Origin of the sequence: Arthrobacter sp. 2MCAF14 (genome assembly GCF_052115645.1) — a bacterium.
In the GTDB taxonomy this organism is placed as follows: domain Bacteria; phylum Actinomycetota; class Actinomycetes; order Actinomycetales; family Micrococcaceae; genus Arthrobacter.
In genome coordinates, this window is record NZ_JBFRHB010000041.1 from 1 (window position 1) to 22876 (window position 22876).

The 22876-nt window shown below is 61.3% G+C and carries 21 protein-coding genes and 3 pseudogenes; 14 read left to right on the forward strand and 10 right to left on the reverse strand.

Annotated features, from left to right (window positions below; genetic code table 11):
- Positions 1–369 precede the first annotated feature (369 nt).
- The 4 genes and pseudogenes from AB4074_RS20950 to panD all read left to right on the forward strand — a co-directional run.
- The gene (locus AB4074_RS20950) at positions 370–1926 is read left to right on the forward strand and encodes a Re/Si-specific NAD(P)(+) transhydrogenase subunit alpha (protein WP_441415117.1); all 1557 of its coding nucleotides are present in this window, start codon (positions 370–372) and stop codon (positions 1924–1926) included.
- Entirely contained in the window at positions 1923–3395 is a 1473-nt protein-coding gene (gene pntB, locus AB4074_RS20955) for a Re/Si-specific NAD(P)(+) transhydrogenase subunit beta (RefSeq protein WP_441415118.1), read from the forward strand. Before AB4074_RS20950 ends, pntB begins: the two co-directional genes overlap by 4 nt.
- A 503-nt stretch (positions 3396–3898) precedes the next feature.
- A complete protein-coding gene (locus AB4074_RS20960; RefSeq protein WP_441415119.1) occupies positions 3899–5035 on the forward strand; it encodes a bifunctional 2-methylcitrate synthase/citrate synthase in 1137 nt (378 codons plus the stop codon).
- 164 nt (positions 5036–5199) lie between these two features.
- Positions 5200–5616: pseudogene (panD, locus tag AB4074_RS20965) on the forward strand (aspartate 1-decarboxylase); the annotation flags it as partial.
- Between the two features lie 186 nt (positions 5617–5802).
- On the opposite strand, the gene AB4074_RS20970 reads toward panD, so the two are convergent.
- Positions 5803–7953: an amylo-alpha-1,6-glucosidase gene (locus AB4074_RS20970; RefSeq protein ID WP_441415120.1), complete on the reverse strand. Its 2151-nt coding sequence runs from the start codon at positions 7951–7953 to the stop codon at positions 5803–5805.
- Positions 7954–8115: 162 nt separating this feature from the next.
- Between AB4074_RS20970 and AB4074_RS20975 the strand changes: the two are divergent.
- Both AB4074_RS20975 and AB4074_RS20980 read left to right on the forward strand, forming a co-directional pair.
- Positions 8116–8392 (forward strand): annotated as a pseudogene (locus AB4074_RS20975) (transposase); the annotation flags it as partial.
- A 399-nt stretch (positions 8393–8791) separates the two neighbouring features.
- On the forward strand, positions 8792–9061 hold the full coding sequence (locus AB4074_RS20980; RefSeq protein WP_441415121.1) for an EAL domain-containing protein: 270 nt from the start codon (positions 8792–8794) through the stop codon (positions 9059–9061).
- On the opposite strand, the gene AB4074_RS20985 is transcribed toward AB4074_RS20980, so the two are convergent.
- Positions 9025–9348, reverse strand: a complete 324-nt coding sequence (locus AB4074_RS20985; RefSeq protein WP_441415122.1) for a hypothetical protein — start codon at positions 9346–9348, stop codon at positions 9025–9027. The genes AB4074_RS20980 and AB4074_RS20985 overlap by 37 nt on opposite strands.
- A gap of 227 nt (positions 9349–9575) precedes the next feature.
- Here AB4074_RS20985 and AB4074_RS20990 point away from each other — a divergent pair, with 227 nt between their 5' ends.
- Together AB4074_RS20990 and AB4074_RS20995 are read left to right on the forward strand one after the other, a co-directional pair.
- Positions 9576–9857: a tyrosine-type recombinase/integrase gene (locus tag AB4074_RS20990; protein ID WP_441415123.1), complete on the forward strand. Its 282-nt coding sequence runs from the start codon at positions 9576–9578 to the stop codon at positions 9855–9857.
- Positions 9854–10195, forward strand: a complete 342-nt coding sequence (locus tag AB4074_RS20995; protein WP_441415124.1) for a helix-turn-helix domain-containing protein — start codon at positions 9854–9856, stop codon at positions 10193–10195. The genes AB4074_RS20990 and AB4074_RS20995 overlap by 4 nt, the downstream gene beginning before the upstream one ends.
- A gap of 309 nt (positions 10196–10504) precedes the next feature.
- On the opposite strand, the pseudogene AB4074_RS21000 reads toward AB4074_RS20995, so the two are convergent.
- The 5 genes and pseudogenes from AB4074_RS21000 to AB4074_RS21020 all read right to left on the reverse strand — a co-directional run.
- Positions 10505–10630, reverse strand: a pseudogene (locus AB4074_RS21000) (IS110 family transposase); the annotation flags it as partial.
- A 322-nt stretch (positions 10631–10952) separates the two neighbouring features.
- The gene (locus AB4074_RS21005) at positions 10953–11642 is read right to left on the reverse strand and encodes an SDR family NAD(P)-dependent oxidoreductase (protein WP_441415125.1); all 690 of its coding nucleotides are present in this window, start codon (positions 11640–11642) and stop codon (positions 10953–10955) included.
- 133 nt (positions 11643–11775) lie between these two features.
- The gene (locus tag AB4074_RS21010; RefSeq protein WP_441415126.1) at positions 11776–13527 is read right to left on the reverse strand and encodes an ABC transporter permease; all 1752 of its coding nucleotides are present in this window, start codon (positions 13525–13527) and stop codon (positions 11776–11778) included.
- Positions 13524–14687: an ABC transporter ATP-binding protein gene (locus tag AB4074_RS21015; RefSeq protein ID WP_441415127.1), complete on the reverse strand. Its 1164-nt coding sequence runs from the start codon at positions 14685–14687 to the stop codon at positions 13524–13526. Before AB4074_RS21015 ends, AB4074_RS21010 begins: the two co-directional genes overlap by 4 nt.
- Before the next feature lie 83 nt (positions 14688–14770).
- Positions 14771–15847, reverse strand: a complete 1077-nt coding sequence (locus AB4074_RS21020) for an ABC transporter substrate-binding protein (RefSeq protein ID WP_441415128.1) — start codon at positions 15845–15847, stop codon at positions 14771–14773.
- A 459-nt stretch (positions 15848–16306) separates the two neighbouring features.
- On the opposite strand from AB4074_RS21020, the gene AB4074_RS21025 reads away from it, so the two are divergent.
- From AB4074_RS21025 to AB4074_RS21035, 3 genes are all read left to right on the forward strand, one after another.
- The gene (locus AB4074_RS21025) at positions 16307–16861 is read left to right on the forward strand and encodes an FAD-dependent oxidoreductase (RefSeq protein WP_441415129.1); all 555 of its coding nucleotides are present in this window, start codon (positions 16307–16309) and stop codon (positions 16859–16861) included.
- Positions 16749–17063, forward strand: a complete 315-nt coding sequence (locus AB4074_RS21030; protein ID WP_441415130.1) for an FAD-dependent oxidoreductase — start codon at positions 16749–16751, stop codon at positions 17061–17063. The genes AB4074_RS21025 and AB4074_RS21030 overlap by 113 nt, the downstream gene beginning before the upstream one ends.
- A gap of 308 nt (positions 17064–17371) precedes the next feature.
- Positions 17372–17701, forward strand: coding sequence for an integrase core domain-containing protein (locus AB4074_RS21035; RefSeq protein WP_441415131.1), 330 nt, complete (start codon positions 17372–17374; stop codon positions 17699–17701).
- 79 nt (positions 17702–17780) lie between these two features.
- Here the strand turns inward: AB4074_RS21035 and AB4074_RS21040 are convergent, their stop codons facing one another.
- Positions 17781–19235, reverse strand: coding sequence for a GntR family transcriptional regulator (locus AB4074_RS21040; protein ID WP_441415132.1), 1455 nt, complete (start codon positions 19233–19235; stop codon positions 17781–17783).
- A 159-nt stretch (positions 19236–19394) separates the two neighbouring features.
- On the opposite strand from AB4074_RS21040, the gene AB4074_RS21045 reads away from it, so the two are divergent.
- From AB4074_RS21045 to AB4074_RS21055, 3 genes are all read left to right on the forward strand, one after another.
- Positions 19395–19772, forward strand: a complete 378-nt coding sequence (locus tag AB4074_RS21045; RefSeq protein ID WP_441415133.1) for a hypothetical protein — start codon at positions 19395–19397, stop codon at positions 19770–19772.
- Positions 19769–19930, forward strand: coding sequence for a hypothetical protein (locus AB4074_RS21050; RefSeq protein ID WP_441415134.1), 162 nt, complete (start codon positions 19769–19771; stop codon positions 19928–19930). The genes AB4074_RS21045 and AB4074_RS21050 overlap by 4 nt, the downstream gene beginning before the upstream one ends.
- Positions 19931–20266: 336 nt before the next feature.
- Complete coding sequence (locus AB4074_RS21055; protein WP_441415135.1) at positions 20267–20482, forward strand: hypothetical protein; 216 nt, start codon at positions 20267–20269, stop codon at positions 20480–20482.
- 440 nt (positions 20483–20922) lie between these two features.
- Here AB4074_RS21055 and cofD read toward each other — a convergent pair whose 3' ends face one another.
- Both cofD and cofE read right to left on the reverse strand, forming a co-directional pair.
- Positions 20923–21930 (reverse strand): 2-phospho-L-lactate transferase, encoded by a 1008-nt coding sequence (cofD, locus tag AB4074_RS21060; RefSeq protein WP_441415136.1) that lies wholly within the window; start codon positions 21928–21930, stop codon positions 20923–20925.
- Positions 21927–22787 carry a coenzyme F420-0:L-glutamate ligase gene (cofE, locus tag AB4074_RS21065; protein ID WP_441415137.1) on the reverse strand — a complete coding sequence of 287 codons (861 nt, stop codon included), beginning with the start codon at positions 22785–22787 and terminating at the stop codon, positions 21927–21929. The genes cofD and cofE overlap by 4 nt, the downstream gene beginning before the upstream one ends.
- Between the last annotated feature and the right edge of the window lie 89 nt (positions 22788–22876).

Below are 22876 nucleotides of genomic sequence, written 5' to 3' on the forward strand. Positions count from 1 at the left end.
AACTTCAACCGATTCTCATCATTCAAAACCGGCGTCGACCACTTGTCCACACGAACATCCACCGCCTCCGAAGGCACGTTCAACATCTCTTCCGTCCTTGCTGACAAGACTCCACCTCGACTTAGCTCAATCATGCGCGGCGCCCGAAAAAACCAGACAACCACCCGCCCAACAAACTTATGAATACGATACCATGAGGGTGGATGCGATACCACGATCTTCTACAACTACCTCAGTTCGGCTCGCTCCCTACGGGGGATCCTCTCCTCGGGGCACGGGCTTTAATGCCAGGTCAAGCCTGTTGGACCTTGACCGCGTCGGCAGAGGCATCAGTATTTACCGGGCATCAAATCTTAGAGAGAGAAAATAGTGACACGTATTGGCATCGTGGCCGAGTTGGGTCACGAGACGAGGGTGGCGGCGACGCCTGTCACCGTGAAGCAGTTGCTGGCCCTGGGCTACGAGGTTGTGGTCGAGAAGGGTGCCGGAGAGTCTGCGTCTTTCCGTGATGAAGCGTACGAAGAGGCTGGGGCCTTGATCGTTGGTGCGGATGAGGCGTGGGGTGCCAATGTCGTCCTGCGCGTGAACCCGCCCACTGAGGATGAGATCGGCCGTCTTACCGAGGGCGCGACACTGATCGGAACACTGAGTCCGGGCCTGCGGCCGGAGTTGGTGGAGGCCCTGGCGGAGCGGCCGATCACGGCCCTGGCATTGGATGCCGTGCCGCGGATTTCCCGTGCGCAATCAATGGACGTGCTGAGCTCCATGGCGAACATTGCCGGGTACCGGGCCGTGATTGAAGCCGCCCACGAATTCGGCCGGTTTTTCACCGGCCAGGTCACCGCGGCGGGCAAGGTCCCGCCGGCGAAGGTGCTGGTTGCCGGGGCCGGTGTTGCCGGCCTCGCCGCGATCGGGGCGGCGTCCAGTCTGGGCGCGATCGTGCGCGCGACGGATCCCCGGCCGGAGGTCGGCGATCAGGTGAAGTCGATCGGCGGGACCTACCTCAAGGTCGAGGTGGAGGAAGTCATGGAATCCTCCGATGGGTATGCGAAGGCCACGTCCGAGGCGTATAACGCCCGTGCGGCGGAGATCTACACGGAACAGGCAGCGGAGGTGGACATCATTATCACCACGGCCCTGATCCCGGGGCGTCCGGCACCGAAGCTGCTCACCGCCTGGGACGTTGCCGGCATGAAGTCCGGCAGTGTGATCGTGGACATGGCCGCCGGCCAGGGCGGGAACGTGGAAGGCTCTGTCGCAGGGCAACGTGTGGTCACGGACAACGGGGTGGTGATCCTGGGCTACACTGATCTTCCGGCCCGGCTGCCGGCCCAGGCGTCCCAGTTGTACGGGACGAACCTGCTGAACCTGCTCAAGCTCCTCACCCCGGGCAAAGACGGGGTGTTGCGGATCGACTTCGACGACGTCGTCCAGCGCTCCGTGACCGTGGTGCGTGAGGGGGAGAAGACCTGGCCCCCGCCTCCTGTTCAAGTCTCCGCCGCCCCTGCCGCGACGACCGACGCCGCCACCGCTGCCGGGACTACGGCCCCGACCAAGAAGCGCGGTCTGGGCACGGCGGGCAAGGCAGGTCTGTTCGCGGCGGGCATCGCTGCGCTGTTCCTGGTGAATGCGGTGGCCCCGGCGCCGCTGCCGCAGCACTTCACGGTGCTGATGCTCGCCGTCGTGGTCGGCTTCTACGTCATCGGCAAAGTCCATCACGCCCTGCACACCCCGCTGATGTCGGTGACGAACGCGATCTCCGGGATCATCGTCGTCGGCGCGCTGCTGCAGGTCACCACCGACAACCTTGTCATGCAGGTCCTGGCCGCCATCGCGGTCCTGCTGGCCAGCATCAATATCTTCGGCGGCTTCGCCGTCACCCGGCGCATGCTCGCCATGTTCACGACCGGGAAGGGCCGTTCATGAGCGCCGTCACCGAAGCAGCAGCAACACTTACCAGGAGCCTTACCGTGTCTGACACCGCCTCCGGTCCGTTGACGGCCGAGACCATCGCAGGGGCGGCCTACATCGTCGCGGCCCTGCTGTTCATCCTCAGCCTCGCCGGGCTGAGCAAGCACGAGAAAGCCCGCGCCGGAGTCATCTACGGCATCACGGGCATGGTTATTGCCCTGGCGGCGACCGTCTGGCTGACCCTCCAGAACGCCTGGGGCACCGGACACGCACTGACCGGCCTGGCCCTGCTCCTCGCCGCGGTCATCATCGGCGGAGCCATCGGGCTCTGGCGCGCCCGGGTCGTGGAAATGACCGGCATGCCCGAACTCATCGCCCTGCTGCACAGTTTCGTGGGTCTCGCCGCGGTGCTGGTGGGCTGGAACGGACACCTCGAAGCCCCTTGGCTGTCCGCGGAACTGATGGCTGTCCATCACGCTGAGGTGTTCATTGGCGTGTTCATCGGCGCGGTGACGTTCACAGGCTCTATTGTTGCGTTCCTGAAACTCTCGGCGAGGATGAAGTCCTCGCCCCTGATGCTGCCGGGCAAGAACGCGATCAACCTCGGCGCCCTCGCCGCGTTCATCGCCCTGACCGTCTGGTACGTCAACGACTCTGAATTGTGGCTGCTGATCGTGGTCACCGTCCTGGCGCTGGGGCTGGGCTGGCACCTGGTGGGCTCCATCGGCGGCGGCGACATGCCCGTCGTCGTGTCCATGCTCAACAGCTACTCCGGCTGGGCCGCGGCAGCGGCCGGGTTCCTGCTGAACAACGACCTGCTGATCATCACCGGCGCCCTGGTCGGCTCCTCGGGCGCGTACCTGTCTTACATCATGTGCAAGGCCATGAACCGGTCCTTCATCTCCGTCATCGCCGGCGGCTTCGGCATCACCGCACCCAACAAAACCGACACGGACTACGGCGAGCACCGCGAAACCACCGCCCAAGCAACAGCAGAAATGCTCACCAACGCCTCGTCCGTCGTCATCACCCCCGGCTACGGCATGGCCGTCGCCCAGGCCCAATACCCCGTGGCCGAACTCGCCCACCAACTCCGCGAACGCGGCGTGAACGTCCGGTTCGGCATCCACCCGGTCGCCGGACGCCTTCCAGGACACATGAACGTCCTCCTCGCCGAAGCCAAAGTCCCCTACGACATCGTCCTGGAAATGGACGAAATCAACGACGACCTCGGCGCCACCTCCGTGGTGCTCGTCATCGGCGCGAACGACACCGTCAACCCCGCCGCCGCCGAAGACCCGGGCAGCCCCATAGCCGGAATGCCCGTGCTCCGCGTCTGGGAAGCCGAAAACGTCATCGTCTTCAAACGCTCCATGGCCGCCGGGTACGCCGGCGTCCAAAACCCTCTGTTCTTCCGCGAGAACTCCCAAATGCTCTTCGGCGACGCAAAACAACGCGTCGAAGACATCCTCCGAGCCTTCTAGCGGACATGAGGACATTTAGGTACCAGACGGATGAACGACTCATGATGTTCGGTCGGGTATCCAATTCACTGAATCCAACAAGACGGGAAGAGACCATGTTGTGGCATCGATTTACTTTCAATAGCCCTGATCAACCTACCTCTGGGTCAGGGACGCCTGATAAGGCGCACTACCCAAAAGCACGGATTGAGCTTGAAGCGTTCAACATTGATGAATTCAACGCCTCTCCTTGGATTGGCCTTCACTACCGACACGAGTTCTTGCTTCACCACCGCCACGAACTGTTGGACCGCGGGCAAGGACCAAAGGAATGAGGCGCGTGCCGAGATTAGACGCGTAGGACTAGGCCTAAGTTGTCGCGCTCAGTTTTGCGAAATGAATGCCGAACCATCCCCTGATTTACATAAAGGCTGATTTCGCTGCTCTGCGTTTACTTTTGGATTTCATAGAGCCGCATGTATACAGATTCCAGATATTCACTAGAACAAGAAAAGGAGTTCAGCATGTCTGACACCGAGATTAGAAAGGGCCTGGACGGCGTCGTGGTGGACTTCACCGCCGTCTCAAAGGTCAACCCTGAAACGAACTCACTGTTATACCGCGGGTACCCGGTACAGCAACTCACTGCCAAATGCAGCTTCGAAGAGGTCGCCTATCTGCTCTGGAACGGTGAGCTGCCCACTCAGCAGCAGCTGGCGGAGTTCACTGCACTCGAACGGGCCGGCCGGGCACTCGCCCCTACACTCCAAGCCATCATCGACGCCTTGCCCAAGAACGCCCACCCGATGGACGTGTGCCGCACTGCGGCCTCGGTGCTCGGCGCCCGCCATAAGTTGGCAGAAGATTCCTCACCCGAGGCCAACATGAAGAAGGCCGTCGACCTATGGGCGGCCATGCCTGCGGTCGTGGCCTACGACCAGCGCCGCCGCCACGGGCAAGGCGTCATCGAGCCTCGAGACGACCTTGGTTACTCTGCCAACTTCCTCTGGATGACTTTCGGCGAAGAACAGGTCCCGGAAGTCGTGGAAGCCTTCAACGTCTCGATGATCCTCTACGCCGAACACTCCTTCAACGCCTCCACTTTCACCGCCCGCGTCATCACCTCCACCCTCTCCGACCTTCACTCGGCGGTCACCGGAGCTATCGGCGCGCTCAAAGGCTCGCTGCACGGCGGCGCGAACGAAGCGGTCATGCACACCTTCGACGAAATCGGCATCCGCCCCCAGGAATCTCTCGAGGAAGCAGCCGCCCGCGCGAAGGCCTGGATGGAAGACGCCCTCGCCCGGAAGAAGAAGGTCATGGGCTTCGGGCACCGCGTCTACAAGAACGGCGACTCCCGCGTGCCCACCATGAAGGCGGCCTTGGACAAGATGATCGCCCACTACGGCCGGCCCGAACTCCTGGGCCTCTACAACGGCCTAGAACAGGCCATGGACGAGGCCAAGAACATCAAACCCAACCTGGACTACCCCGCCGGCCCGACCTACCATCTCATGGGCTTCGACACCCCGACCTTCACTCCACTGTTCGTCGCGAGCCGCATCATCGGTTGGACAGCCCACATCATGGAACAACTGTCGTCCAACTCCCTCATCCGCCCTCTGAGCGAATACAACGGTCAGGAGGAGCGTGCCGTGTAGCTGGCAATCCTAATTGCCTCTCGATTCCAGCGGTGAGGTGTCGGATGATCACCCGGATCATCAACATATATCGCAACGTTTACGGCACCTCACCGTCTGTTCGCCAAAGCAACACGACGCGGCCGACGTCTTCAAACTAGTCAGGTGCGATCACTTTGGATCTGATGATTCGCACGATGTTCAAGTCAAAAATTCACTGGGGCACGGTCACGCATGCGGACCTGCACTACGTTGCTTCAGCCACGGCGGATTTGGACCTGCTGGAGCCGGCTGACATCATACCGGGTGAGCTCGTAGCGATCGCCGACGTTACCAATGGTGCCCGCTTAGAGACCTACTTTACCGCCGGGGAACGTGGCGCCGGTGACATCGGCGTCATTGGTCCTGCAGCGCACCTGACCATGAGAATGACACGGTCATGCTCATCAGCCATGCGAATATGACCGCAGAAGCAGCGAGATCCTCCGAACCCAAGGGTGGGCACCAGACCAGCGTAACAGGATTTGCCAGCTGGGCAACGTCCCCGCCAAAGGAGGCCCTCCGGACGGGTCCGCCCGCCCTTCGCGTTGAACAACAGCGCAGTGAACCGACTCGTTGTCATGAGCAACAGCGCCGAAAGCACCTCACAGAATTTCCGGCAACCTACGGAAACGGCCCTTTTATTCCCTAAATTCCGTTGGGCGAAGGCCGACGTCATGAGCCGCCTACTGGGGGGCACCATTCAGGACCGAGGGGTTTATCGGAAAGCATGACATGCCGAGGCCCGGTCACTGCTGGGGTTTGACCTTCTCCACCAGGTCGGTCACCCGGGGCCGGATTCCGCGGTGGAAGATTATGCCCTCGGGCAGTCCCTGAACGGCTGCGGTCGAATCAGAGATATCAATTGTGATCCTGCCATTTGCCAGGGGGGCGTTGGTGAGATGGAGGTCGCCATACGACTTCGGGAGCACGGGATCCAACCAAACTCCGCCTTGCAAGACGTCCACGTGGTAACCCATCAAGCTCTTGACCAGTTGGATTGGCGTGGTTGCCGCCCATGCCTGCGGGGAGCATGCCGTGGGGTATGGGAGGGGTTCGTCGAATTGATCGCGGCCGAAGCCGCAGAACAATTCGGGCAACCGCCCCTCGGAGTACTCCGCCGCCTCAAACAGCGCTGTGGCGATCCGCTGCGCCTGCTCGATAAAGCCGTAACGAAGGAGGCCCGCCGCGATGATCGCGTTGTCGTGGGGCCAAACTGATCCGTTGTGGTAGCTGGCAGGGTTGTATGCGCCCATGTTGCTGGCCAACGTTCGCACGCCCCAGCCACTGAACATTTCGGGGGACATCAGCCGGTCAGCCACCAGCGCGGCCTTGTCGTTGTCAACGATCCCAAACATGAGGCATTGCCCCATGTTGGAAGCACACGCGTCAACCGGCCGTTTGTCGCCGTCCAAGGCGATGGCGTAGTAGCCGCGGTGAGGCAGCCAGAACTGGTCGTTGAACTGCTTCTTCAGCCGCGCTCCGAGCTCCTGGTACTCGGCCGCAAGGTCCAAGTCACCGGCTTCGTGAGCTATCCAAGACCGGCCCAGATAGGCGCCATAGACGTACGCCTGCACCTCACATAAAGCGATAGGTGGCTGAGCTATGCGGCCATCGGCGAAGTTGATGCCATCCCACGAGTCCTTCCATCCCTGATTGATCAGGCCGTGATCATTGAGCCGTGAATATTCGACAAAACCGTCGCCGTCCTTGTCCCCGTACTGGCGGATCCAGTCCAGCGCCCGGTCGACATGTGGCAGAAGGCCAGCAATGGTTTCTGATGCGAATCCCCAGCGGCTGACCTCGCCGAACAGGGCCACAAAAAGCGGTGTCGCATCGACGCTGCCGAAGTAGGTGGGTTTCCCGCCCAATGCCAGCCCGTTGGATACGCCAAACCTGACCTCGTGGAGGATTTTGCCCGGCTCCTCCTCGCTCATTTCATCCGTCACGTGGCCCTGATGGTCGGCCAAAGTCTGGATGGTGCCGAGGGCCAGGGATGGATCAACGGGCAATGCCATAAGGGACGCCCAGAGCGAGTCCCGGCCAAACAAAGTCATGAACCATGGGGCACCAGCAGCCACTACGATCCGGTTGGGGTGGTCAGGATCCTGAATGCGCAGAGCGCCCAGGTCGTCGTAGCTGCGCCTGAGTGTCCGTTCGATTGACTGGTTGCCGATGTGTAGTACGGGGATCTTGGATACCCACTCCTGGCGGCGCCGGTCACGAGGAGACATTTCGCCTTCATCCGGCCGAATAAAACGCGCGGCGGAGCCGGTTCCGCCGGCGAAGGCTGTGACGATTAACACGGTACTCCACTGTCCATGCGGGGGAACACTGAATCGGTAGACAAGCTCCTCGGAGGTTATGTCGGCCCCGTCGGCGGCCACCACAACACCCTTCTGAACGTCCTGCCATACGGCCCTGATGATTAGCGACTCACCCGCTACTTCACGCGACTCTTCCCAGCGCCGCTGGATGCGTGCCTCTTTCACCTCGAAGAGGTCCGCGAAGTCCGCCTCTATGTGAACGGTAAGAACACATTCGGCGCTGGACCTCGAGTAGTTTCGGACAATAATCTGTTCCAGGATGCCGGCACCGACCTCGCGGAGGCGTTCGACGATCAGCGGGCTGTCCGCGTATCCATCTGGGCGTGGGACCCGCCCGATAAACAAAGCACGGTAGGGTTCCTTCGTCTTCGCCCCCAGCGGCTCCAGCGGGGCGCCGTTGATGAGCACATGCCAGCAGGACAAGATTCGGGTGTCCTCGACGAAAACCCCGTGTGGAAACTGGGGTTGAATATCGCCGTTGGCCGCTGAAATACAGAACGAGGTGCCTTCCACTAGAGTGACCGAACCAGGCCCGGACGGCCCTGCAGCAGTGTCAACATTCCACCCAGCCATCACGGACCCTTCACGGGATAAATAAAATCAAACGGCACACCACAGCGGATTCCCTGCGAACCCCCTATCTGATAAGACGCTACGCCCTTCGGCTCATCGGCACCAGCGCCCCAAGACAGAAGATGCTTTCTGCGCCGCGGTGGCATTAAGCGCCGGTGTCGCGCGGCGTTCGCCTCGCTGGCGGGGGTGAGCCCATACCCGCGTCCTCCGGGACACGTTCGGGCACCGACTGAACCGGGGCGGAGACAGGTCCCTGAATAGTGCCCTGGACATAGTCGCGATCACGAGAATGACTCATGACGCCAAGACCCATGAGTACGTGGAAGAACGGCGCGCCCAAGGACGAACCAACAAGGAAATCCGCCGCTGCATCAAGCGCTATCTCGCCCGCCGTATTTACCGCACACCAAGTGCCTCAGCAACAGCAACAGCAACATAAGCACCTTGACAAACATTGAAGAGTCACGTCTTGGATTCCCTTTTCAGACGTTGCCTATCGACGAACGACCAGCGGGAGGACGAATGATGTGGTCAAATCTGTGGTCCCCGACATCGTCAAACTTTAGAGCAGGTCGCCAGCAGGAGCGCATTCCACGAACCCACGCAAGCGGGATGGACTGGTTCACCGACGGACCCTGAAAATCTTGAGATGTCAGCCCCCAACCGAGCGCAGCTCATCTTCCCCGGGCTTCGAGCCTCTTTACGAAGTCCAAGCAAAGAGCCTGAACATCACGATTGAATGCACTTTGGCTGAGAAGGGTCGCCTGAATAAAGTGGCGCCACATGTATCGGTTACTCAGTTATCGGCGATGAGGACTCCGAAACATTTGCAGACCCGTTGGCCTCCAAGACTAACCGCCACCTCATCGAAGGAATCGAAAGCAGCGACGGACAAAGGAACAGAGCCAGAAACCCTATTCGGTTAGCCCGCTCCCTGGAGGCCTCCGTCATTGCAGAAGGAATCGAAGCCGAATCACAACTCATCGAAGTCACAGCATTGGGAGTCGATGCAGTTCAGGCATGCCTCCTCGGACGACCCACTGTTGATCGCACAATTGGTCTGCCTGAAGCCTACAACCAGAACCAGAAGTGTTCTGCGACTTCCTGACCGATCCGGCCTATGAGTGGGACCGGGTCTGCCTTCAGGGGTCCGGCCGCTCCCCCTCCCAGATCGTCACCGAATTCAACCGGGCCCGGCAGGCCCAGAACAACGAACAGGCACCCACCAAGCGGCCCTTCACCCGGGCCGAGCTGCAGGGATTCTTCGATCTGGCCGACCTCGAGGTCGAACGGGTCCTGGCCTCCGGGCGTAAGGGCGCCGTCGCCGCCTACCGCGACGCCACCGTGTTCAAAACCGCCTACGCGTGGGGCCTGCGGGCCAACGAGGTCACGCACCTGCAGACCGTGGACTATTCCCCGAACCGCCGGGCCCCACAGTTCGGCGAGTTCGGTGTCCTGCAGGTCCGGTACGGCAAGGCACAGCGCGGCTCGCCGCCCAAGAGACGCTCCGTGCTGACGGTCTTTGACTGGTCGCCCCAGTCCTGGACACCTGGATCCGGAACGGACTCCCCTGGCTCGCCCCGGCGGTCTCGGAAATCTTCCCCACAGCCAACGGACTGCCGGTGCCCAAATCCAACCTGCACCACCGCTTCTGCGACTACATCGACGAACTCGGCTACCCGCCGGGCCTGGACATCCATTCCCTGCGCCGGTCCTACGTCACCCACCTCTTCGAGCACTGCGGCTTCGACCACACCTTAGTCGAAAGGCAGGTCGGCCACGAACACGCCTCGACGACGTCTCTTTACACATCGGTTTCCAGCGATTATCAGGCCAACGAGCTCAACCGCGTGCTCGAAGACATGATCGAGAAGGCCGTCAGGCCGAAGGAGGAACGAGAATGAAACGGGATATCGAATACCGGTGGCGGGCCCGGGAACTCATGGCACGGAACGGCATGCGCAACACCCGCGAACTCGTCGAACCCCTACGGGAACGCGGCATCACCCTCTCCGAGTCACAGATCTACCGCGTCGTCAGCCAGAACCCCGAACGGATCTCCTTCCAGCTCCTGGCCGCCCTCTTCGATATTTTCGGCGTCGAAGCGAACGAACTTTTCACCTTCACCGCCGCCGACGCCAGGTCCAAACGCCAAAAGCAGGCCGCCGCCTCCGGGGAGAACGTTGTCCGGTTCGCTGACGCCTACAAACCCGCCAGACCCAGGATCCTTAACGACGACTAGTGCCAGGACCCGCGGCCGGCCTGCACGGTCTTCCGGTCCATGCCCAACGACACCGCGAGCTCGCTCTTCGAGCGGCCAGCGTCCCAGTGCATGAACAGTTCGATCAAATCCATCGGTGCCACACTCCTACGCGCCAAACCACGAACCTCGTCTCCGGCCCGACCATCGGACCCGAGGCAAGACTCTCGGACAAGGCACCGGCGGTGCGTGACGTCGTCCCCATGGGAATTACGTGGCGAACCGCCGCTCAAAGTGGGGAATTACGTGGCGAAAACCAACTTAAGGTGGGGAATTACGTGGCGGACGACAGGCGAGGATCTCATCCCGGTCCGGCGTCAGACGGTGCCGGAAAACTTCCCCGCTCAGGCCATCCAACGCGCAGGCTACGACACTCCTGGCATGGACATCCAGTCCAACACTTGTACGCTCGAACATAGCTGGAACCTCCAAACTTCAAATGTGGCTCTACTTGTCCGCCAAGTGTGGCAGGCAACCCACGTCTTGCTTTGAAAAGGAGGTTCCAGCCCACCTTGAACACACTTCCCGGGTCCTTCTGATAGAGGCCATCACCGCCCCGGCGCGGACCCGGAGCGCCCCCATCCCCCCGGACCGTAACCCTGCCCGATCAAACGGGGCGCACCGGTGTCTGGCTAGGCGAAAATGGCCTTCAGAAGGAACCGCACCCGAGCCCACGGGCGGCGAGTTCCTCCTAGCCATATCTAGATTGACGAACTGCCCCGAGTGGCATCGACGACCCTCAGTAGGTAGCGCGGCCGCCAGAAAGGTCGTAGGTGAATCCCGTGGAGAAGCTAGCCCGGTCGGAGCAGAGGAACGCGATCAGCTCGGCGGCCTCCTCTGGCCGTCCCATCCGGTTCATCGGGATCTTTTGGGTCACGGCTTTCAGCGTGTCCGGATCGGCTCCTTTGAGGATTGGAGTCTCGAACACGCCGGGCGCCACGGCGTTGACGAGGACTCCCGTGGTTGCCAGTTCTTTTGCGATCGATTTCGTCAGTGCGATCACCGCAGCCTTGCTGGCCGAATAGGCACCGTTATACGGATTGCCTTCTTTCCCAGCCATGCTGGCGATGTTGACGACCCGACCCCAACCCTTGTCGATCATCCCGGGGATGAAAGCACGGCAGGCGTAGAACGTACCCGCGGCGTTCACGCGGAGCATGAGATCCCAGTCCTCGTCGGAGGTTTCCAGTACCGAAGGTCCGGAGCGCTCCTTCCCGGCGCTGTTCACGAGAATGTCAACGGGTCCGATCTGACGAGCGGCATCCGCGACAGCGGAGGAATCGGAGATATCGAGGCTGTAGTCCGCTTCCGGGTTCAGGTCGATCGTGTAGACGGTGATACCGTCCTGACGCAGGCGAGCGGTGAAGGCCTCACCGAGCCCACTCATCCCGCCGGTGACGACAGCTATTCGTCCATTGTGTCCAGTCATCGAGCTTCCAATCGCTGTTGTTGCGAGGACGAATGCCTCAGGAGACAGATTTGCGTCAGCAATGCCCTCAACAATGGGAACACGCGGCCTCCTCCGAGGCAGTGGGAATCCTCGGGGCCTGCTTTCTCTCCCTCTAGAGGCCCTTCAGGGCGCCCCGGCCGCCTAGCAGGAAGGCAAGACCGAGCCCGACTAGCGAAACGGCGGCCATTATCAGGGCAAGCACCGCAACCGCGGAATACGAGCCGAATTCGAGTAGGTCGTAGAGGGTCGTTCCCATGACCTGGGTGGTGGGTGCGCGGACGAGCATTGACGCGGCGAATTCGTGGCTGAGCAGGAGGAAGATCAGTGCAGCGGCGGCTCCGAAAGCAGACCGCATGAGCGGTAGCAGGACGTTGAGCGTGGTTCGCCAGAGGTTGGCACCGGCCACCTGAGATGCCTCGATGTACTGCTTTCCGAGGGAGAGCATTGCGGCCGATTGAAGTCTGACCGAGAACGGGATCATCAGTGTCACGTAGACAGCGATCACCACCGAGCTTGTGCCGTAGAGGTTAATGGGGGGTCCGCTGTAAGCCAAAATGAAGCCCAGACCGAAGATGAGGGCGGGCATGCCCAGAGGCATGGCGACCACGAAGTCCAGGACGATTTGGCACAGTTTGAATCGGCGTCCGTAGACCAGGATCGCCGAGCACAGGAAGCCGATGGGGATGACGATCAGGATCGAGGTGAGTGAGAACAGCACACTGTTCTGCACTGAACTCAGAATCTCTGGCGAGTTCAACGCCTCAGAGAAATGCTGGAGCGTGAATGTCGAGGGCACGATGTCCGCTGACCATCGCGGCGAAACCGCGACAATGATGATGGCAAGCAGCGGCAACACGGCCGTCAAGAGGGCATAAGCACCGATCCAGACCACGCCGGACCATGAGGGCCGCCCGACCGCTTTGAAGCCCTTGCCGCCGTGGGTGACGAACCGGCTCTGGTTTCCCAGTAGCGCGCGTTGTCCGAAGACAATGATCACGCCGACGACTACCAGCGGAACGCCTAGCGCGGCAGCCGCATTGAAGTCGACCGGCGAGCTGTTCAGGTACGTGAATATTCGGGTCGTGAGGACTTGAATGTTGGAGTTGCGTCCGAGCAGGAGCGGTGCGGTGAACTGTCCCAGAGCCAACAGGATCGCGGTCGCCGTGGCGTAGACGAACGAGGGCCGGACAAGGGGGAGGGTGACACGGAAGAACACTCCGAGTTTTGAGGATCCGGCGACCTCAGCGGCCTCGATCAGGTCGGAGTTGACTCCGGTGAAGCCAGAGCTCATGAACAGGTACACGAAGGCCGCGATTTGAAGGCCGGTGCACAAGATGATCCACGGGGTTGTGTAGACATCGATCGGCCCGGACGTCTGGTCCGACCACCAGGGCAGGGTGCGAAGCACCGTGTTGGCGAACCCGACCCGTGGAGAGAACAGGAAGATCCAGCCTGTGATGCTCGCCACGGAAGGCATCAGGATGGACATGACGGGCAACGCAGACATCCAGCCCAGGCCTCGCGGAAGACGCAGGGAGAACCAGGCCAGGGCCGTGCCGACGACCAGCGCCAGCACCACGGCCCCGACCGTGAGCACGATCGTGGTCCCGATCGCCTGCCAGATGAACGGATCCGTGAACGCTGTGGTGAAACCGTTGTTCAGCGTCGACCGGTCGACGATGAAGTAGATCGGCCGCAGAACCAGAAGTCCGACGAAGACAACGAACAACACCACGCCGAGGGTCCAAAGATGGACGGGTCGAACCCGGAAACGCGGCTTCTGCGACGCACCCGGCGCGAACGGAACGCCTGGACCGGGCCCAGCCGTTCCGTGATCGGAAACCTGGATGTCCGAAACGCTCATCTGCCCGCCCCAGCTTTCTGCTCCAGCGCGACATCGTTGTGCGCGGGCTGGCCGGTTCCCGCCGAGCCGGTCGGACTGGTGGGGAAGAGCTTGGCATCACATGCCGAGAAGATGACAGTGGTTCTCGAACCAAGTTCGAAGCGGTGCTCTCCCTCCCCCGTGAGTGGGATACGGCTCGAGACAGACCGACCATCGACGAACTTGACGACGACATCGACAGAGGCGCCCCCATACTCGACATCGGCAATCGTGCCTCCTTCAACACCCATCTCTCCAGGCGCAAGTGAGTCCATAGTGCCCAACCGGATGGCCTGTTGGCGCACGCGCAGGTTCGCCGTCTCCGCCGACACATCGGGAACACGGCCAACAAGCTGTCCACTGTTGCTTGCCCATCCCGAGGGCGTTTTGTACAAGGAGATGGAGTTTCCCATACCAATGAACTCGGCGACGAACTCCGTCGCCGGGTTTTCATACACCTCACGCGGACGACCCAGCTGTTCAATCTGACCCGCACGCATGATCGCCAACCGATCCCCCAGCGCCAGCGCCTCGGACTGATCATGAGTGACATAGAGTCCCGTGAATCCGACGCGTTGGTGCAACTGGTGGATCTCGTTACGCAGCTGATCACGCAAACGGGCATCAAGGTTGGACAGCGGTTCATCGAACAACAGCAGGGACGGGCGGGCAACCAGCGCACGCGCCACAGCCACCCGCTGCTGCTGACCACCGCTCAACTGGCCCGGATACCGGTCGAGGAGATCGGTGCAATCAACCATCCGGGCGGCCTCGTCAATCCAGCCCTCTTTGAAGCCCTGCTTCAACCCGCGGGCTCGAAGGGGGTAGCCGATATTGCGGCGAACCGTCATATGCGGCCATAAGGCGAACGACTGGAAAACCATCCCCACGTCGCGGCGGTTGGGACTGAGATCGACGCGCCGCGTCGTGTCGCAGACAACTTTGTCACCGATGCTGATCCGGCCAGCGGAAGCCTGCTCAAGCCCCGCGACCATACGCAGCGTGGTCGTCTTCCCACATCCGCTCGATCCGAGCAAGACCAGCAGCTCGCCCTCGTCCACCGTGAAGGTCAAGTCGTTGACCGCCGCAACGTGATTGCGGCGAACAACGAACTCCTTCCGCAATCCCTGAATCTCTAGCATGATTAATTCTCTCTCACTTATATCGCGTCAGCATTAGGCGCTTCGGACGCCAGCGGCGAGCTGGCGTCCGAGGCAGCAAATAACTATTTGGCCAACAGTTGGTTCCAGCGCTGCAGGAACGCTTTGAACTGCTCGGTCGTGATCTGCGGGAGCTCGACAAGTGTGACTCCCTTGGTGTCAACGGTCTGGGGTGTGCCATCGCGTACTGCGACAAATCCACCTTGAGCCACCACACCCTGACCTGCCTTGCTCAGCAGCCAGTTCGCGAATACCTGCGCCGCATTCGGGTGCTTGGCCGACTTCACAACTGCCAGCTCGTTGGGGACGCTTGGGGCCTCCTGGGGGAGCCTGTAGTCAATCGGTGCACCGGTCGCTTTGATGGTCGCCGCGACCGCAACAGGAACTGGCAGCGAGGCAGCCACTTCCCCAGCAGACAGCGCCGTGACCTGGGGGTTCGAACCCGCATAGATCTGGGGCTTGCCCTTAGCCGTCAGTTTGTCAAGGAATCCGGAGCCGCCCGCATCGGACTTCTCCATCGATTCATAGAGCGCGGCCACGGTCGGGCCGATCGAGGGGTCCGTTGCTCCCACCTGCGACGCGGGGAGGTTCAAGTAATCCTGCCAGGAGCTGATGCCGTTCGGCAGCAACTTGGTGTTCCAGGCCCACGCGTAGCCGAGGTTTGCGAACGTTGCCACATATGGTGTGCGCTGATACTTGGCCCGGTCGAATTCCGGATCGCCCAGGGACGGAGCAGTGAGCGGCAGCAAAGCACCCTTGGCCGCATAGCCATCGAACGTCGGGTGATCCAGATTGTCGACGGCATCCGCACCGGCGTTCCCGGACGCGATCTCGGCATCCAGTCTGGCCCTGATGTCTGATGCGCTCAGACGAACGTACGTCAGTTTGATGTTCGGGTAGTCCTTGTGGAACGCGGCCGGCAGGAGGTCAACAGTCTTCGTATTCAGAACTCCGTACACCGTCACCTCGCCTTCCTTATTGGCGGCGTCGACGACCTTCGACCATTCCGCCTGGTCCATGACCTTGGATAGCGTGCCACTTGGGCTCGCGTTCGAATTGCCCGCGGCCGAACCGGCTCCTCCGGACGCGCATCCTGTCAGCGCAAGCAACCCGCATGCGACAACCAGGGATCCGCGCGCCATCACGCTCCTTCGTTTTCTCACAACAATTCCTCAATTCCTCACATTGGACCCACGGCTTCGGGGATCGGGCATCACGCCAAAGGCGGCCTCTGGCGTGATCTAGACCACCCTACAGGGCCCTTGAATACGATCGCAATGGTATAGGGCAACATTTTGAATACGATCGCAAGCCCTTGTAGGGGCTGTTCTTGTGCCGGTCGTGTGCCATCTGCCACGTCGTTGTCGCCCCAGATTGGTATGACAGTCTCGCGCCCATCAGTGGTGACGAGGATGATCTGTTGGAGACTCTCGATGACCACAGTCCCTGCAGTCGATTGTCCTGCCAAATCCGCCTCAGCCCCGAGTTGGATAGAGGTGGCAGTGCTGACGGACTGACCGAGCTTCCCAGCCAGCACGGAGCCGTGAGGGCGCCGGCGAGCTCGTTGAATTGTTTCTGCTTTACCGCTTTGGAGTTAATGCATGTCACAACACTATGACGTCATCGTCGTGGGGGCGGGCGCGGTGGGAACGCAGGTTACCGTGGGACTCTTCGCCGGGTCGATCGCGCTCCTCGGGTCTGAGTCTGGCCTCCCCTACGAGCGGCCACCTCTGTCGAAGGGGTACCTCGGCGGCGAAGTCACGGACGACTCTCTGCCACTTCGCGCGGCCGACTATTGGCTCAGGTCGCCGATCGTACTGCACGAGTCGACCACCGTTGAACGGATCGATCCGGTCCGTCACAGTGTTTCGACCACGGACGGTCGGGAGTTCACGCGTGAAAAACTGGTCTGGGCTGCAGGCTGTCGAGCGACTGTTGTTCCTATCTCCGGCGCGAATCTGGTCGGGGTGTTCTCCCTGCGCACGCTGGACGACGCTCGGCAGTTGCGAAGTCAGCTGGGACCGGACAGCCGGCTGGTGGTGAATGGCGGTGGCTACATCGGGCTCGAGGTCGCGGCCTCCGCCAGCCAAGCTCGGCGCCTCGGTAACCGTCCTGGAAGCTCAGGATCGCGTGCTCGCTCGGGTTGCCGGTGTTGAGCTGGCCCCATTCCTCAACGAGCGCCGCCGAGCCGCCGGCGTGAGGATCGAGGTGAGCACAAACGTCACCGAGATCACGGGCGACGGTGAGCGCTGCACGGGAGTGAGGTTGGCAAACGGCGAGACCATCCCTGCGGATGTTGTTGTCGTCGGAATCGGTGTGATCCCGAATGTGGAACCCGTTGCCGTGGCCGGGGGCTGAAGCGCCCAACGTCTGCTGGTCGACAGCCACGGTCGCACCACATTGCCCGACATACTCGCGGCAGGCGGTTGCGCCCTGATGGGCGACGGTGGGCTGCGTCTGGAGTCGATACCGAATGCCGCCGCGCAGGCGAAGGCAGTCGTCGCGACTCTCACCGACTCGCCTCCGCCCGGCACCGATGTGCCGCGGTTCTGGTCGACTCAGTACGACTGCCGGCTCGAAACAGTTGTTGTCCCGTATCGATAGTTGCGTCCGGCTTGAAGGGATGGTTGGGCATGGGGACGCCCGGGGTACCGGTGCGCCGGGTCATGACCGAGGACGCCTTCGACTACCGGTGCTCCCGCAACTTCCAGGACGCACTCGCTGTGCTGGGGGTCAAACACATCCTGATCAAACCACGGCATCCCTGGCAGAACGGCAAAGCCGAACCCTTCAATCGCACACTGCAGGAAGGCTGGGCCTATCGCCAGCCCTTCACCTCAACCAAGCCCGGACCGACGCCCTGCAGCCATGGGAACTTGACGACCGCACTCCAATGGCCCAGAAGACTGAACCAATCGGAGTTTTTGTATGGACTATGTCACTATGTCGAAGCATCGCCGAAAGAACTCAAGGCCAGCGCAACGGCTGATGCTTGAACACTGTGGTGACTGTGGGTCCCACGTCCGGCCCATTGACCACTGTATCCGTTCCGCTGCTCGAGGAACCAGCGACGGTTCATCGGATCGCGTCTTCGGCATTCTCTCCGGTATTCACACCTAGACATAGGGTCCACGGGACCGATAGGAGAGGGATTCTTCGTTCTGTCTGATGGAATGGGGAGAGGGTTTCACCGACGAGGCTAGCCGTGTTGGTAGCGAGAACGGTTTCGTTCTGATCAACTATGCACGTGTTTGACGGCAAGGGCCGGAGGAACGGCTCGAATCCAGTCTGAAGGCTGCTAACGAGGACGCCAACGGCAGCAACGCCAGCCATCCTGCCGTCCCTCGTGACTCGCTTGGAGAAGGAGACGAGGTGTTCGTTGGCGCCGAAGGCGTCCACGTAGGCGTAGGTGGCGTGGACCTTATCATCAGCGTCGTGCGCGGGCCACCACGGTGCTGTCGAGTAACCATAGAACTCCATATCCGCTTCCACACGCCGCGCCGATCCCGGACCCGACGGGATGGTGCACCAGATGAGGCCCGATTCGCCGAAGAATGATGGATCGGCGATGAATCCCGTGCCGACCAAGGGTGGCACGGCCTTCGCTAGAAGGTTCTGGCAAACGTCGTAGACATTCACCAACTGATCCAGCCTGCGGTTCTTTGAGCGGTCGAGGTCGGTTTGGACGGCATCTTCGACGGTCCGGATCGACGCGGCTGCGGTCCCTTCGAGGCTCACAGCGAACGATTCGACGGCGGAAACTGCGCTATCGATGCCTTCGATCCCGGGCGGCGATCCTGGTGGCGGATATTCCATTGACATCCGCAGGTCGATGAGGCGGTTCATGTCCCTACGCACATGGTCTTCGGCGAGGGCTCGTGCTCGAATGGTGTTGCCGTCTCGTATTGCGTCCACGATCATCGTGTGCTCATTCGCGGCCGCCGCTCGGCGGTCAGAAGCGCTGGTCCACACCAATGCCCCTACCGCGGCATGCATCTCCATCTCCCGCCGGGCGAACAGGACGGATCCCGATGTGGCCGCGAGCTCTATGTGGAATCGACTGTCCGCTCGCGTCATTTCAACGGGTGTTTGCGCCGTCTCGATCGTCACCGCCATCGAAGCCAGTCGCCCGATGGGGACCTGCCGAGATCGGCCTGCCACGGTCATGGCGGCTGACCCTGCCAGAAATGCCCGATATTCTCGGATGTCCCGCAGATCCTCAAGGGAGTACGCGGCAAGGGCGTCCCGCTGAGCGTTGGTGGTGTCTCCGGTGCTAGCCTTCACGAAGCTTCCACCGCCTTTGCCACGTCGTGTTTCCAGAAGTCCTCGATGACGAAGCTCTGCGAGGGCGGCACGCAGCGTCAAGGTGGAGACGCTCATCCTTGCCGCCAGCTCGCTTTCACTAGGGAGCTGGGTTCCGTCTTCGAGTATGCCCAGCTCAATCGCATGACCGAGTCGGCGCCCGATCTCTTGGCCACGCTCGACAGTCTCCAACGGCGCGAATGCGAGTTGCTCTCTCCAGCTGGCCATGGACCACGCTCCCGAATCTGTTGGGTGATGAACAAGAACCTTAACATTCAACCTTTAATGTCCATTGACATTTGACATTAAAGGTCTAAGCTCAAGTGTATCAGGAGAAGCCGGACACGCTTCCTCATAGTTCGATCATCACGCAAGGAGTCGATGGTCATGATAAATAGCACGGATGTCGTGTACGCGTGGCAGCGATCCGGGAATTCGACACCGCTGGACCGCCTCAGCCTCTACGCACAGGCACTTACCGCAGATTGCCCGATCGGTGCCTATCGGACACTGGACGATGCGCAGGAGGACAAAGCGATCCTCGCCCTGTTCTGCGTGGATCGCCCCGGGGCGACCATTGCTTCCCTCCACCAGGTGCCGCCTCTGGCCCTCTCCGGCTACCATCAGTTGCTCCACGACCTCGCTCGCGAAGGGCTCGGACCAGGCGGTGGATTCCGCGCCGAAGCCCACCGCTTCGACCATTCACCCGACACGGCCCTCCACCAACGCGGAGACACCCCCGCTTTCCGAGGAGGCGAACTGTGAAGCGCCGCAGCTCCGGAGCCAGCACTGTCCAGTTCGCTCCCGGGGGTAGACGCATCCGGACGGTCCTTCCCCAATTGCCGGCGCTGCTGCGACCTAGGGCCGACAACCCGAAAGTGTGGGATGAGCTTATGCGTGAACTCGACGCCGACTTCGGCTGAAGCCGCTCGAACAGAAGACGCTTTTGCACATTCCCCTCAGAGTCCCATGTGGAGTTATCTGGGAACTACTGGCTGAGCATTCCGTTCGCACCTGTCACGCAGCCTCACTTCGTCGTCTGTACGCCGGTTCTGTGCAGCAGGATTCCACTTGAAGACATCCGAAAGCGACCAGTCTACCGCCGCCGGCATCGCATTCACCGAACTCTCCAACGGTTTCGTCACCTGCAGGACCTTGGGACGTTGCTCGGCGGCCTGCTCTTCGGCGAGGCCAAACAACGCGTCGAAGACATCCTCCGCGCGTCCTAACCCCAAACACCTACGAAACGAGGAGAAATCATGCCCAAACCCGGAGCAGCTCACCATGGCCTAAGTCAGACGGCATTCCGATCACGCGTGCCGGATCAGAACATCGGCGCTGAAGATGCACCAGTTCCGATTCAGGATTTTGGCATTGACGAATACTCGGCATCTCCTTGGATTGGCCTTCACTACAGGCATGAGTTCATGCTCCACTACAGGCACGAACTGCTGGAGCATCAGGATCTGGCCTAAGACCCTGAGTCAACAAAAGCCGGGGCAGTCCCCCGCGATTCAAGCGCCAACCAAACGAGCCACGAGCTTGCTGGCGCCGCAACGGACTCATCCAAGGATGCCCACACAACAACACCTACAGGCTCACTGCTGAAGGTCAACGTGTCGCATCATTCTGCAGCAGGGCAGCAGCCGACTCCTGCGCCTCTAGCAGCCAACCAAGCCCCCAAAGGCACCCCTGCTACAAGCCCTGGCAACCATGGACCCGACATCAACGGCCACATCGACAACGCCCGAATGACGAACGCTGCCCAACGCTCAAGACAGAGATCAAAATTCTGATCACCTAGTATGTCAAACTCGGCAATGAACCGGCCGTAACAGCTGCTAGTCTCGCCGTGGCCATCGAGCCTGGGCCACCATACCCGTCCAGCCCGAGCCTTGAGTTTGCTGCCGACGGTCTAGGAGTCTGCCGTTGCGGACGCAGCTTTCAAGGCCGCTGCGGCAAGATCCGCACTGCTCTGGACGTCGTTCATCCACAGTGGAACAATAACGGGCCGGACCCCGGTACCGGCGATGGAACCGGACAGCTCCGCATCGGCGCTGTCAATCAGCCACGCATCCAGGATCCCTTCGGAGGACCGCGCACCATAGTGCACTGCCACCGCATCGGAAGCAGTCCTGACGCGGATCGCGGCCAGACAGGCAGCCGCCATGCCCCGGACGGCGGCACCGGAGATAATGGGCGAGATCCCGACGACGGGGGCAGCCGTCGTCTGAATCGCCTGCCGGATGCCGGGAATATTCAAGATGGTGCCGATGGACACCACGGGATTTGACGGGGCCAGGATGACAGCATCGGCACCGGAAATCGCCGCTAGGACCCCCGGCGCTGGAACGGCTTTAGAGAGCCCAGCCTGGAGAAACTCCCGGGCCGGACGCTGGGCGCGGTACCGGACCCACCATTCCTCGAAGTGCACAATCTCCGGCAGATCAGAGTTTGGATCGTCCAATACGACCTGGGTTTCCACTTCCTCATCGCTCATGGGCAGCAGCTCGATCCCGAGGTCCCACCGGGAGGCCAGACGCCGCGTGACCTGGCTCAACGGCAGCCCGGTCCGCAGCAGATGGGAACGCGTGATGTGCGTGCCGAGGTCCAGATCACCGAGAGTGAACCATGGCCAGCCCACACCATAAGCTGTCAGCTCGGCACTAACGCGCTCCGTTTCACCGTCCCGGCCCCAGCCCCTCGCTTCATCATTGACGCCGGCGAGGGCATACATCACCGAGTCCAGATCGGGACAGACGCGCAGCCCAGTCAGCCACATGTCATCACCCGTGTTGACTACCGCGGTGATTTCCGCCGTCGTTCCCCCGGCACCATCCGGCAATACCTGACGCAGATGGTGGCGCAGCCCACGCAGGAAACGCGCCCCACCCACACCACCGGCCAGCACCGTGACCCTCATGCGGGAGCACCGCCGTCTGTGATGCTGGAGGATTCAACGGGGGACCGTTGTCCTGCCGCGAAGCCCTCTTGGAATCCTTCCAGATGTGCTTCGGCCGATCCCAGACGGAACAAGTCATCTTCTGCAGAGCGAATCAGGGTCCGGGCTCCAGGCTCCTGGATCGGCCGAATGAGGTGGCCCAGGCCATGGACCACGGCGACCGGCCTGCGTGAGGTCTTGCCGAGCACCAGATTCGCTGCACCTGCTATTTCATCCGCCACCGCAGTGATGGTTGCATCCATCGGCCTGTCGAAATGGTCCCGTGTGCCACGTAAATCATGGGCTACTGCCATTCCCGCGGCACCGATAGCCTGATCGGTCTGCCCCAAGCGCCAAGGGCGGCCCAGCGTGTCAGTAATGAGCACCGCTAAGTCGAAGCCGAAACGCTGGCGCCACCCGGCGCACAGTGCCTGCGCTGAAGCATCCGGATCCTCGGGCAGAAGCAGCACCGTGCCGTCAGGAGTGTTGCTCGCATCAACACCGGCGGCAGCGAGCACCAATCCCAACTTGTTCTGAACAATTCGGGTTACACCGCCGGGGTGTGGTTTGCTGGCGACCAGTCGTACTGTTTCGGCCGTGATGGCATCTTCGCGGCTGTCTGCATGCAAAGAACGTCCTTCAGCCTTTGAAACTATTTTGCTGGTCACTACGACGATATCGCCTGCGGAAATCTCATCTTCGATGGCGTTTCCAACGAGTACCAATAGGTCATCGCCGGCGACAACCTCACCGATTCCGTCGATCCCGACGACGGCAAACCGCTGTGGCGGGTCCGCTGGCTTGGGCGTTCCAATTCGCTCAAGATTATTTTGATTCATCCCAATCCCGTCAGATACAGTCCCTTATACTCCCAAGCGTACGTCTTCCGGTGACGGTCGATTTTTTCCGATCGTGTCAAAGCCTTAGA

What these genes read in the sequence shown, in the direction of transcription:
- AB4074_RS20970 (WP_441415120.1), bottom strand. Translation starts at nt 7,953, where the DNA reads ATGGCTGGGTGGAATGTTGACACTGCTGCAGGGCCGTCCGGGCCTGGT.
- AB4074_RS21025 (WP_441415129.1), top strand. Translation starts at nt 16,307, where the DNA reads ATGTCACAACACTATGACGTCATCGTCGTGGGGGCGGGCGCGGTGGGA.
- cofD (WP_441415136.1), bottom strand. Translation starts at nt 21,930, where the DNA reads ATGAGGGTCACGGTGCTGGCCGGTGGTGTGGGTGGGGCGCGTTTCCTG.
- AB4074_RS21040 (WP_441415132.1), bottom strand. Translation starts at nt 19,235, where the DNA reads ATGGCCAGCTGGAGAGAGCAACTCGCATTCGCGCCGTTGGAGACTGTC.
- AB4074_RS21005 (WP_441415125.1), bottom strand. Translation starts at nt 11,642, where the DNA reads ATGACTGGACACAATGGACGAATAGCTGTCGTCACCGGCGGGATGAGT.
- AB4074_RS21035 (WP_441415131.1), top strand. Translation starts at nt 17,372, where the DNA reads ATGACCGAGGACGCCTTCGACTACCGGTGCTCCCGCAACTTCCAGGAC.
- AB4074_RS21045 (WP_441415133.1), top strand. Translation starts at nt 19,395, where the DNA reads ATGATAAATAGCACGGATGTCGTGTACGCGTGGCAGCGATCCGGGAAT.
- AB4074_RS21015 (WP_441415127.1), bottom strand. Translation starts at nt 14,687, where the DNA reads ATGCTAGAGATTCAGGGATTGCGGAAGGAGTTCGTTGTTCGCCGCAAT.
- cofE (WP_441415137.1), bottom strand. Translation starts at nt 22,787, where the DNA reads ATGAATCAAAATAATCTTGAGCGAATTGGAACGCCCAAGCCAGCGGAC.
- AB4074_RS20960 (WP_441415119.1), top strand. Translation starts at nt 3,899, where the DNA reads ATGTCTGACACCGAGATTAGAAAGGGCCTGGACGGCGTCGTGGTGGAC.
- AB4074_RS21020 (WP_441415128.1), bottom strand. Translation starts at nt 15,847, where the DNA reads ATGGCGCGCGGATCCCTGGTTGTCGCATGCGGGTTGCTTGCGCTGACA.
- AB4074_RS21010 (WP_441415126.1), bottom strand. Translation starts at nt 13,527, where the DNA reads ATGAGCGTTTCGGACATCCAGGTTTCCGATCACGGAACGGCTGGGCCC.
- AB4074_RS21055 (WP_441415135.1), top strand. Translation starts at nt 20,267, where the DNA reads ATGCCCAAACCCGGAGCAGCTCACCATGGCCTAAGTCAGACGGCATTC.
- AB4074_RS21030 (WP_441415130.1), top strand. Translation starts at nt 16,749, where the DNA reads ATGGCGGTGGCTACATCGGGCTCGAGGTCGCGGCCTCCGCCAGCCAAG.
- pntB (WP_441415118.1), top strand. Translation starts at nt 1,923, where the DNA reads ATGAGCGCCGTCACCGAAGCAGCAGCAACACTTACCAGGAGCCTTACC.
- AB4074_RS20995 (WP_441415124.1), top strand. Translation starts at nt 9,854, where the DNA reads ATGAAACGGGATATCGAATACCGGTGGCGGGCCCGGGAACTCATGGCA.